The sequence below is a fragment of the Geomonas sp. genome, assembly GCF_035254065.1.
In the GTDB taxonomy this organism is placed as follows: domain Bacteria; phylum Desulfobacterota; class Desulfuromonadia; order Geobacterales; family Geobacteraceae; genus Geomonas.
In genome coordinates this window covers 1-10,459 of record NZ_DATFBA010000236.1, presented here as the reverse complement: position 1 = coordinate 10,459, position 10,459 = coordinate 1, and the positions used below count along the sequence as shown (strand labels likewise).

Sequence of the window (10,459 nt, the reverse complement as noted above, 5' to 3'; positions counted from 1 at the left end):
AGGCAGCGGAAGGGAGCGGCGGCGACCCCCGCGGGTCTCGCCTCTCCCCTGCCGGCGTAGCGGTCGACCAGTTGCAGGGCGCCGATCATCAGGGCGCTCACCAGCCACCAGCCGAGATAGTTGGAGAAGGGAACGCCGAAGTGGGTTCCCACCTCGCGATAGCCGTAGATCTGCCCGAGGAACCAGCGGTGCCCCTGCAGCGCCACCGGGTCGGTCACGATGTCCAGGAAGACCTGGAACAGCGAGCCCAAAAGCAGCGCGGAGAACGAGCGGCGCAGGCGACCGGTCTCCAGCAACACGAGGTTGCCGTTGCTCCACTTTACCGGCGAAAGCACCAGCAGGGCGGTGGCGTAGCTGCAGTAGCAGAGGAATACGTAGGAAAGCGAGTCGAAGAATGGCACGCCGGCTATCCACAGCTCCTTGCCGCGGGTGGCTTCGATGTAGTAGTACCAGCCATAGGGAAAGCCGTTGTTGATGGAGGAGTACTCGGAGGCGAAGGCGATCAGGTAGCCGAAAATGGTGAACCAGATGGTCTTGCGCCACCCCAGGTGCAGCACCGCCGCCACCAGGTAACTTGCAAAAAAAGCGAACACGTAGGGACGCATGGTGACCGTCCCTACCGCGATGTCGATCATGTTGGTCATGCAGACAACCTATCAAACAGGAATTTCACTCCCCCCCTTGTTAAAGGGGGGACAGGGGGATTTGCCTTTTGGGGTAGTCCCTGCAATCGCCGGCTCCCCTCACCCCAACCCTCTCCGAGAGGGCGAGGGAGAGTTGGCGGAAGATGGTGTAAGCTCCTGGATGCGACACGCTCAGGGCGCCTATTACGCTAGAAGAGCGTCCCCACGATGGAGCCGATGACCGAGATCGGGCCGGTGTCGCCAAGGCCTTCCATTGCGCGCTCCGCCTTCTTCAGGGTGGCGGTGGTGTCGCGATAGAGCTGGTCCTCGTTCACCAGTCGACCGATGGTCCCCTGGCCGGAATTGATCTTCTGGCTGATCTCCTTGATGTTCTTGGTGGTGTCACGCAGGTCGGTGTAGAGCGTATCATCCTGCACCAGCTTGCCCAGGGTACCTTCGCCGCGGTTGATCTTGGCCGCGATCTCCTTCGTGTCATGCAGAGTGGCATTCAGGTCCTTCACCCCGACCTTCAAATCTGCCATCACCGCGGAGGCGTCGTTGTACATCTTGTCGTCGTTCACCAGCTTGCCCAGCGTCCCCTCGCCCCGCTCGATCTTGCCTGCCATCCGGTTCAGGGTGGCGACCGTGCTCTGGGCATCCCGGTAGAGCTCGCCGTTGTTCAACAGCATCGCGATGGAGCCTTCGCCATGGTCGACCTTGGCCGTGATGCTGTTGATGTTGGAGAGCGCCTCCCTCAGGTTGCCGCGGTTGTCGTCCAGGATGCTGGAGACCTTGTGCAGCACCTCCTCCTGGTTCTTGTTCAGGTTGGTGACCAGGGTCCGGGCGTCTTTCACCACGTCGCTCAGGTTGTCGACGATGATGTCGATGTTGGCGACGTCCTTGCCCTTGACGGTGCCCCCCGGCTCCAGAAGCGGTGCGCTGGGCGAGCCGAAGGAGAGTCCGAGGAACTGCCCACCCAACAGGTTGGTCAGCCTGAGGCTTGCCACCGTGTCGGTCTTGATCCGGGTCCCCGGCTTCACCTCGAAATCGATCTGGATCTTGTCGGTGAGGACGGAGATATCGGTGATCCGGCCGACGTCGACGCCGGCCAGGCGAACCTGGTCGCCGACCTTCAATCCGGTGATGCTGGAGAGATAGGTCTTATAATGGACGTTCTGCTGGAAGGGATTCCACTTCTCCCCCACCTCCAGCAGTATCCCGAGGATGACGAGGCCCAGCACGAAGAACATGCCGACCTTTTTTTCAACGGATAGAGCCATAAACCCTCCAAGGAACAATCACTATAACAGAAGCCTCGTCAGGAAGTAGTCCGCGATCAGGATCAGCATGAACGACAGGACCACCGCCCTGGTGGTCGACTGGCCGATCCCCCTGGCGCCTCCGGAGGTAGCGAAGCCGACGTAGCAGGCGACCAGCGACACGATGGAGCCGAACACCACCGCCTTGGTGAGGCCGGTGCCGATCTCCTTCACCTTGAGCGCAGCGGTGAGGCTGTCGTAATAGGTCGCGTAAGAAACGAAGATCTGCGGATGCAGGTTGCTGATCAGCGCACCGCCCACGATCCCGATGCAGTCCGAGTAGATGACCAGCGCCGGCACACAGATGATGCAGGCGATGAAGCGCGGCATGGCGAGGTAGCGGACCGGGTCGATGTCGAGGGTGCGCAGGGCGTCGATCTCCTCGTAGACCGTCATGACGCCGAGCTCGGCCGCCATGGCGGAGCCTACGCGGCCGGCCACCAGGAAGCTGGTCATCACCGGTCCGAGTTCTCGCACCATGGAATGGCCGACGATAGCGCCGATGATGTTCTGGCCGCCGTACTTCTGCAGCTCGACCCCCGTCTGCAGGGCGAGCACCATCCCCACGAAGAAGGCCATGACCGAGGCGACCGGCAGCGTGTCGTAGCCGATGATGGCCATCTGGGTCAGGATGCTCTGCACATTGCGGGGCGCCTCCCGGAAGAAGTAGATGATCCTGCCGAGCAGGATGACCATTTCCCCCAATATCTGGTGGAAATAGAGGATCCTCTTGCCCAGCGGCTCCATGAATTTGGTCACTTCCCCCCCCATTTCGGCCCGAACGGCAGCCAGAACAGACAGAGCTGGCGCTCCTGGTCGTTCGACTTCAGGCTGATCAAACCTTTCAAGAGCTTGAACTCGCTGGAACCTTTGAGGCCGCGATAGGAAACCAGCGGGAACAGCTCGTAGGCGAGCTCCTCGCCGCGCTTCTCGTGCCAGTAGAGGTTCCACAACACGGAGGCGGCGGAGTTGCCGTCCGGGTCCCAGCGGTACTGGAAAAGCCGCCACAGCGGCGCCCACTCCTTCTCAACCCCGTCGCTCTCGAAGAGGATGGACTCGACCGGTGCGGGGAAAGAGAAGGAGGAGTTCCCGCTCGGCTTCTGCTCGTACTGGAAAAGCGGCCAGACGTTCCGCCTGATCCGGACGGAGCCGTCCTTGGGCCAGGTTTCCCGGCTGGCCCGGTACAGGAAAAAGAGCACCCGATCCGATTCGCGGTCGAAGTCCTTGGAGTGGATCACCTCATGCCGGTAGAGCGGCCACAGGTACCAGTGCCGCTCACCGTCCTCGAACTCGTCCGACGAGTAGATGGGCAGGAAACGGTTCTCGTTGCGCTTCTCGCCGCGGATGGTGACGATGAACGGCCAGAACCAGTCAGTCTCGTGGAACTTCTTCTCCCGCTGATCGGTGTAGCCGAAGAAGGGCCAAAGGTAGCTGCGCTTGCTCATCTTGGGAGACTCGACGCTGCCGTAGAGCGGCCACGCGGTGGTCTCCTCCTTCGGGTTGTCCGTGTTGAGCCCGATCTTCCACTTGGTGAAGATCGGCCACAAGAAGTAGCGCTTGCTGTAGACCCCCTCCTTGTGGGACTGCCCATAGAGCGGGAACATCTCGAAGCCTGTTTCCTTCTCGCCGCTGGTGGTGGAGAAGACGGGCCACAGGTAATGCCGGGTGGTGGTCCCCTTGTTCACGGTGCTCCCGTAGAGCGGGAACATCACGAAGTGGTATTCGTCGCGCCAGAAGCGGCCGTAGATGTCCCCGTAGAAGGGGAACACCGACCGGTAGTCGCCATGCTCGGGCGAGTGGCCGGCGATGTAGAAGGGGAAGAGCGTGGTGGTCCGCTCCTTGGCCGCCTCCTCGTCCTTTCGGTAGTTGTTGACCCGGAAGAGCTGCAGCACCTCGTAGGTATCCGCCGCCGGGGTGGTGTCGAAGAAGGCCGCGGGGTAGAGGAAGTAGGTCGAGGTGGCCTTGTCCTTCAGGTGGTCTTCCCGGTAAAACAGCGGGCGGAAGGCGGTGGTCCGCTCATCCCCCTTCGACTCGATCTTTATGAGCGGCCCTAACAGGGAGAGGTTCTTGAACCCTTCGGCCGGGCTGGTGCGGTAATCGACCAGCGGCCACAGGGTGAAGATGGTTCCCTTATCCGGCTCCTCGGCACCGCAAGCCGGGGCGAAGGCAACCAGGGCGAGCAGAGCCGCTATTACAAGTCGAAATAGAGTCATCAAACTCAGAAATAACCTTTCATTGCAGACATAAGGTGGGATAGTAACCGCTGCAATTAGGCATAGTCAATAAAAATAATGTGTTAAGCGCCTAAACCTTCAGTTGAGAGGTTGCCTGAAAAAGAAAGGAGGCAGAAACCACAGTCTCTGCCTCCTCGCATTCAAGCTATGCCGAAGCCGGCCTTAGTATTTGCCGTCCGCGTAGTCGACCCAGCCGCCGGCCAGGACCAGCGCCTTGTCGAAGGGGGAGATGTCGAACTCGACGGTGTCGGTACGGCCGCCGCCGCTGATGGTGAGGCGCTGGTTCTCCACGTCCACCTGGATGGCCGCGTCGGCGGCACCGGCGTAGGTGAAGAGCCGGTCGATCTGCTCGGCGGAGAGCTCGATGGCCGCCATGCCGCAGTTGAACATGTTCTGCCGGAAGATGCGGGCGAAGGACTCCGCGATCACGGCGTACATGCCGTTGACCTCGAACACCCAGGGAGCGTGCTCGCGGGAGGAGCCGCAGCCGAAGTTGGCGCGGGAAACGACCACGCCGGCGCTCCTGGTCTTCTCGGACTTGGGGTCGAAGCCGGGAAGCTTCAGGTCCTCGAGCAGGTACGGTTTCAGGTCTTCCTTGGTGATCTCGGTCAGGTACTTGGCCGGGATGATTTCGTCGGTGTTGATATCGCTACGGTCCAGAAAGAGGGCCGGGCCGCCAAAACTCTTCATATCTTCGGTCTCCTTGTGGTCAATTAGAGGTATTTGCGCGGGTCAGCAAGCTTACCCTCGATGGCGGAGGCGGCGGCCGTAGCCGGGGAGAGCAGGTGAACCATGCCACCTTTCCCCATTCGTCCCATGAAGTTGCGGTTGGTGGTCGAGGCGCAGACTTCGCCTTCCGCCAGCACGCCGTTGCTCATGCCGAGGCAGGCGCCGCAGGTCGGGTTGGTCACGCAGAAACCGGCTTCCATGAAGATGTCGATCAGCCCCTCGGCGGTGGCCTGCTTGAAGATCTGCGGGGTGGCCGGCGACAGGATGCCGCGCACGTGCGGGGCGAGCTTCTTACCTTTCAGCACCTGGGCGGCGATCCGCAGGTCCTCGATGCGGCCGTTGGTGCAGGAGCCGATGTAGACCTGGTCGATGGGGGTTCCTTCCATCTCGGCCACGGTCTTCACCTGGTCCGGTTTGTAGTCGAAGGTGCAGAGCGGTGCCAGGTCGGAGAGGTCGAGGTCGATCACCTTCTCGTACTCGGCGTCGGCGTCGGAGCACCAGACGCTGTAGGCTTTCACCGCCTCTTCCTTTGAGGCGAACTCGCCGGAGATGAAGGGCCAGAGGTAGTCGACGGTAACCTGGTCCGGCATGCAGATGCCGGAGGTGCCCCCCGCCTCGATGGCCATGTTGCACAGGGTCATCCTGGATTCCATCGACATCCCTTGGACGATCGGGCCGCCGAACTCGATGACGCGGTCGGTGGCGCCGTTCACCCCCAGGTAGCCAATCACGCGCAGGATGGCGTCCTTGGCGAAGACCCCCTTGGGGAGGGTACCGTTCAGGTTGACCCTGATGGTCTTCGGCTCACGGAAGGCGCAGACCCCTTTCAGGATGCCGACTTCCAGGTCGGTGGTTCCCACGCCGGCCGCGAAGGCGCCGAAGGCACCGTGGGTGCAGGTGTGGGAGTCGCCCATGATCACGGTGTTGCCCGGGCGGATGAAACCTTTCTCCGGGAAGATGGCGTGGCAGACGCCGTTGGCGCCGACGTCGAAGAAGTCCTTGATATCGTGGCGACGAGCCCAGTCCCTGAGCATCTTGGCCTGGGTGGCGGTCTTGGAGTCCTTGCTGGGGGTCACGTGGTCGATGACCGCCTTGATGCGGTCCGGATTGAAGACGCGGTCCTTGCCACGCGCCATAAGATCGGCGATGGCGATGGGGGTGGTGATTTCGTGGCACATCACCACGTCAACCTTCAGCACCTTGGTCCCGGCGAAGGGCTCATCGACGAGGTGCGCTGCAAAAATCTTCTGAGCGGTGGTCATACCCATATCTGGCGCTTTCCTTTTACGTAGGGTGGAATGGAGTTATCTAGCCGACACAATAAACCAAATGCAAACCACAAATCAATCCTAATAATTGTTCAATGTTATTAAACATTTGCCTCAGGCTTTGGTCATGCTATACTAGCCGCCTATTCTAACAGGGGAGTCCCGGCAAATGCAACTGCGCTTCACCAGAACCAACACCGAAATAGACACACTGATCGAACAACTCCTCGAAAAGGCAGGCGGAATCCACCACCCCTCCATCGTGCGCGAGATGATCATCTCCGCCCTCAAGGCCGGACAGGACACCGATTACCTGGCAGACCTGAAGCTGCTCAGCAACACCATGAAGGAGATGCGCTACACGACGCTCGTGTTCGCGCCCTATCGGCATAAGAAGAAGGTGACCATCTTCGGCTCCGCCCGTACCGAACCGCATGAGCCGATGTACAAGAAATGCGTGCAGTTCGGCAGGAAACTGGCGGACCAGGGGTTCATGGTTATCACCGGCGGTGGCGGCGGCATCATGCAGGCCGGCAACGAGGGGGCGGGAAGCGAGGCATCCTTCGCCGCCAACATCAAGCTCCCCTTCGAGCAGAGCGCCAACGTGGTCATGCTGAAGAACCCGCGCCTGATCACCTACAAGTACTTCTTCAACAGGAAGGTCGCCTTCGTGAAGGAGGCCGACGCCATCGCCGTCTTCCCGGGAGGGTTCGGCACCCTCGACGAGGCGATGGAAGTGTTTACCCTGATCCAGACCGGCAAGACGTCGCCCAAGCCGATGGTGCTGGTCGATACCGACGACGGCTACTGGGAGCACTTCTTCAGGTTCGTGAAGGAGAGGCTGCTGGTGATGGGCTTCATTTCGCCGGAGGATTTCTCGATCTTCACCATCACCAAGAGCGTGGACGAGGCGGTGCAGGTGATCGAGGACTTCTACATCAACTACCACTCGATCAGGTTCGTGAACGGCGAGCTCATCATCAGGCTCACCAAAGAGATCACCCCTGAGCAGATCGAGATGCTGGAGAACGAGTTCCCGGAGCTGAGACTATCGGGAAGCCGCATCGAGGCGATCAGCGCGCGCCCGGAGGAGGCCGACGAGCCGGACCTGCTCGACCTGCCCCGGATCGCCTTCAACTTCCACCGCCAGCATTACGGTCTGCTGATGGCATTCATCCGCCGTATCAATACCTTCTGATCGTCCCTCGCCACCCGCGGTTTTCTGATTTAATAAAAACACATTAACATTTCCAACCCTCTGAACGGGGTAGAGAGATGTACCCACCCTCCTGCCGCTCGCCCGGCAAAGGACCAAATCGGGCGAGCGGCCCAGCTTGCCGCCTCACCTTCCAGCACCGTCATTGACCACTTCATTTGGCTCCTGGCGCGCCGTCCCGAGACCTCCTGTCCCCCAACCCCGCGATTACATTCGCCCTATTTCCGCGTGCCAAAAAAAAGTTATGAACAAAATATTTTCTTGACAAGCTTATTATACGATGTTAATTTTTTCACCAGCCGCTGGTTTCCGAGAATGACGCGCCGAAAAGCCAAAGAGGACTACCCTTTGTGCCGTTGAGAAGGCCACTCCGGAAGCAGCAAAAACGTAGATCCGGCAGAGATCCGGAGGTAACAAAAAGGAGGCAGAACAATGGCACAGGGCAAGGTTAAATGGTTCAACGACGCTAAAGGGTTTGGTTTCATCGAGCAGGAGAACGGTGAGGACGTGTTTGTGCACTTCTCCGCCATCACCGGGGACGGCTTCAAATCCCTCGCTGAAGGCGAAGCCGTTTCCTTCGACGTCACCAACGGTCCGAAAGGCCTGCAGGCAGCCAACGTCAAGAAGCTTGGCTAGCTCCAGGCTCCGTTAGCGAAAGAACCCCGTGGGGAGCGCTCTCCACGGGGTTCCTTTTTTTGAAGGTATTTTTGCGGGTTGCCGGCTTGGTCGATTCACTCGGTTAGCTGACGGACAAGAAGCAGCTACTCGTGAACTACCTCTGGATTGTTTTTTTCGGCACCGACGAGGTTCGCCTCACCTCCACATCCTCTCCGCCGCGAGCAGCAGGGCGTTGTTCCATTCGTAAGCCGCCCTGTCGAAGCTCCCCTCCGCGACCTCCAGCTTGGGTGCCTCATCGGCACCGCCCTCGTGTTCCGCCAGATCTTTTCTCGGTGGTTTGGTGTAGTGATAGGTTTTCATAGCCAGCCTCCTGCACCCGAAATCACACCGCCCTTTTCTCCAGGCGTCCGTATGTGACAGATACAGCATAGGACGTGCCAGCGTCTAACTCGCTGAAATGAAATGAATGGTAAAAATTGCCGGTTCGTGGCAGGATGCAAAATTAAGCAAGCTGACGTTAATTTCAGCAGCTAATTTGCACCCCTGTGGGGACTGGCTCCGCAGGTGCCTTTTCCCTTGATGACCAGGGAGACTGGCTCCGCAGGTGCCTGTCCCCTTCCCCTCCATGCCCCATAGGAGCGAGCCATGGCCTTTCCGGAACTTCTTGCAAACTCACCGACCATCCTTGGCGAGGGTGCCGTCATCGAGCGGCTGCGCCGGTCCCCCGGGTTGGAACTCGACCCGTTCCTGGTCAACTCCACCTTCATCTACCAGGAGCAAAAACGTAAGGCCCTGGAAGGGATCTGCCGACAGTACCTGGACATCGGTCAGCGCTTCGGATTGCCGATCCTGATGTCGACGCCGACCTGGCGGGCCAGCCGGGAGCGGATTGCCAATGCCGGCCTGGAAGGGACCGACGTCAACGGCGACAACGTCGCATTCCTGGACTCGCTGCGCAAGGAGTACGGCAGCTACGGCGAGCAGATCATCATCTGCGGGCTGATGGGCTGCCGGGGTGACGCCTACAATCCTGCCGACGCCCTCTCAGTGGAAGATGCGCGCACCTTCCACAGCTGGCAGGCAGACCAGCTCGCACAGGCCACGGTCGACTTCCTGCTGGCCGCCACCCTCCCCGCCTTAAGCGAGGCGACCGGACTTGCCCTGGCCTACGCATCCACCGGCAGCCCCTACGTGATCAGCTTCGTGGTCCGGCCCCAGGGCACCCTGCTGGACGGAACTCCGTTGAAAGAAGCGGTCGCCGCCATCGACGCCGCCGCCTCCCCTCGTCCCCTGGCGTACATGATCAACTGCACCCACGCATCCTTTGCCCGGTCGGCGCTGCTGCACGAGGAGAACTCTTCGGCGCTGGTCCGGGAGCGGGTAATCGGCGTGATGGCCAACACCGCCGCCTTAAGCCCGGAAGAGTTGAACGACAGCACCAACTTGGTGGAGGAAGAGCCTGCCGTCTTCGGCAGCACCGTTGCGGCGCTCGGCCGGGAACTGGGATTGAAAATCCTCGGTGGCTGCTGCGGGACCGATGACCGGCACATAGCGGCACTGGCGGCGCAACTTGTAGCGGACCGGAGTTGAGGAAGGACTTCCATCTCCATAGCCCCCGCGCTGCGTCCCCCCCTTGATACAGGGGGGACAGGGGGGATTTGCTTTTTTTAGTGGCATAAAAGGTAACTTCGCGCAAGGGATGACGGAAGGCCGGTCGTACGGTAAGGATGGTTAACCTGGTGCCGATGCCAGCTGAGTTCCCCCTCCCCGGCCCTCCCCCTTCGGGAGAGGGAGAGCGGGAACGGGCTAGGAACAGTGAAGCCCTGGTATTCAAAGGAAGGGTGAGCGGCAGCATAAATTGAAACGGGGAGCCAGAAGGCTCCCCGTTCACGTTGTATCTGTAGATAGTCTCCCCTCTCCCCCGAAGGGGCGAGGGAAAGTGGAAGGCCCTTACAGCGGCTCGATGTCCCGGTTGGTGGCGAAGTGGAGCCGGTTAAGAGCGTCGATGTACGCCTTGGCGGAGGCCTCGATGATGTCGGTGGAGGCGCCGCGGCCGATCACGGTGCGCTCGCCCTCGGCCACACGGACGGTTACCTCGCCCTGGGCGTCGGTACCGCCGGTGATGGAGCCGACGTTGTACTGGACCAGCTTGGGATCGACCTTGGCGAGCTTCTTGATCGCCTTCAGGGTGGCGTCGACCGGGCCGTCGCCCAGTTCAGCGGTCCTCACCTGCACCCCGTCGATCTCCATCTGCACGGTGGCGGTGGCCACGGCGAAGGAGCCGCAGGTCACGGTGATGTGGGAGAGCTTGTACTTCTCGCTTACCCTCATCACCTCGTCGGCCACGATGGCGTCCAGGTCCTCGTCGTACACCTCTTTCTTCAGGTCGGCCAGCGCCTTGAAGCGGGTGAACGCCTTGTTCAGGTTATCCTCGTCCAGTTCGTGACCTAAC

The 10,459-nt window shown here is 60.6% G+C and carries 11 protein-coding genes; 3 read left to right on the top strand and 8 right to left on the bottom strand.

The window, feature by feature from the left end:
• The 6 genes from VJ604_RS11120 to VJ604_RS11095 all read right to left on the bottom strand — a co-directional run.
• Positions 1–644: carotenoid biosynthesis protein (locus VJ604_RS11120; protein WP_324082493.1), on the bottom strand; the 644-nt coding region annotated here is incomplete at its 3' end.
• A gap of 188 nt (positions 645–832) precedes the next feature.
• Complete coding sequence (locus VJ604_RS11115) at positions 833–1,903, bottom strand: MlaD family protein (RefSeq protein WP_324082490.1); 1,071 nt, start codon at positions 1,901–1,903, stop codon at positions 833–835.
• Between the two features lie 21 nt (positions 1,904–1,924).
• A complete protein-coding gene (locus VJ604_RS11110) occupies positions 1,925–2,701 on the bottom strand; it encodes an MlaE family ABC transporter permease (protein WP_324082488.1) in 777 nt (258 codons plus the stop codon).
• Entirely contained in the window at positions 2,698–4,155 is a 1,458-nt protein-coding gene (locus tag VJ604_RS11105; protein ID WP_324082486.1) for a hypothetical protein, read from the bottom strand. The genes VJ604_RS11110 and VJ604_RS11105 overlap by 4 nt, the downstream gene beginning before the upstream one ends.
• A 183-nt stretch (positions 4,156–4,338) precedes the next feature.
• Complete coding sequence (locus VJ604_RS11100) at positions 4,339–4,866, bottom strand: 3-isopropylmalate dehydratase small subunit (RefSeq protein ID WP_324082484.1); 528 nt, start codon at positions 4,864–4,866, stop codon at positions 4,339–4,341.
• Between the two features lie 23 nt (positions 4,867–4,889).
• Complete coding sequence (locus VJ604_RS11095; RefSeq protein WP_324082481.1) at positions 4,890–6,173, bottom strand: 3-isopropylmalate dehydratase large subunit; 1,284 nt, start codon at positions 6,171–6,173, stop codon at positions 4,890–4,892.
• Between the two features lie 169 nt (positions 6,174–6,342).
• On the opposite strand from VJ604_RS11095, the gene VJ604_RS11090 reads away from it, so the two are divergent.
• The gene (locus tag VJ604_RS11090) at positions 6,343–7,371 is read left to right on the top strand and encodes an LOG family protein (RefSeq protein ID WP_324082480.1); all 1,029 of its coding nucleotides are present in this window, start codon (positions 6,343–6,345) and stop codon (positions 7,369–7,371) included.
• Positions 7,372–7,821: 450 nt separating this feature from the next.
• Complete coding sequence (locus VJ604_RS11085; RefSeq protein ID WP_135871471.1) at positions 7,822–8,025, top strand: cold-shock protein; 204 nt, start codon at positions 7,822–7,824, stop codon at positions 8,023–8,025.
• 177 nt (positions 8,026–8,202) lie between these two features.
• Here the strand turns inward: VJ604_RS11085 and VJ604_RS11080 are convergent, their stop codons facing one another.
• Positions 8,203–8,367 carry a hypothetical protein gene (locus VJ604_RS11080; RefSeq protein WP_324082476.1) on the bottom strand — a complete coding sequence of 55 codons (165 nt, stop codon included), beginning with the start codon at positions 8,365–8,367 and terminating at the stop codon, positions 8,203–8,205.
• A gap of 285 nt (positions 8,368–8,652) precedes the next feature.
• On the opposite strand from VJ604_RS11080, the gene VJ604_RS11075 reads away from it, so the two are divergent.
• The gene (locus VJ604_RS11075; protein ID WP_324082474.1) at positions 8,653–9,597 is read left to right on the top strand and encodes a homocysteine S-methyltransferase family protein; all 945 of its coding nucleotides are present in this window, start codon (positions 8,653–8,655) and stop codon (positions 9,595–9,597) included.
• A gap of 360 nt (positions 9,598–9,957) precedes the next feature.
• Here the strand turns inward: VJ604_RS11075 and VJ604_RS11070 are convergent.
• The coding region (locus VJ604_RS11070) for an alpha-isopropylmalate synthase regulatory domain-containing protein (protein ID WP_324082472.1) at positions 9,958–10,459 on the bottom strand (502 nt) is incomplete at its 5' end.

Bases quoted from the DNA above. Each gene is read 5' to 3' on its own strand.
- VJ604_RS11105 (WP_324082486.1), bottom strand. From the start codon at position 4,155: ATGACTCTATTTCGACTTGTAATAGCGGCTCTGCTCGCCCTGGTTGCC.
- VJ604_RS11080 (WP_324082476.1), bottom strand. From the start codon at position 8,367: ATGAAAACCTATCACTACACCAAACCACCGAGAAAAGATCTGGCGGAA.
- VJ604_RS11090 (WP_324082480.1), top strand. From the start codon at position 6,343: ATGCAACTGCGCTTCACCAGAACCAACACCGAAATAGACACACTGATC.
- VJ604_RS11115 (WP_324082490.1), bottom strand. From the start codon at position 1,903: ATGGCTCTATCCGTTGAAAAAAAGGTCGGCATGTTCTTCGTGCTGGGC.
- VJ604_RS11085 (WP_135871471.1), top strand. From the start codon at position 7,822: ATGGCACAGGGCAAGGTTAAATGGTTCAACGACGCTAAAGGGTTTGGT.
- VJ604_RS11095 (WP_324082481.1), bottom strand. From the start codon at position 6,173: ATGGGTATGACCACCGCTCAGAAGATTTTTGCAGCGCACCTCGTCGAT.
- VJ604_RS11075 (WP_324082474.1), top strand. From the start codon at position 8,653: ATGGCCTTTCCGGAACTTCTTGCAAACTCACCGACCATCCTTGGCGAG.
- VJ604_RS11100 (WP_324082484.1), bottom strand. From the start codon at position 4,866: ATGAAGAGTTTTGGCGGCCCGGCCCTCTTTCTGGACCGTAGCGATATC.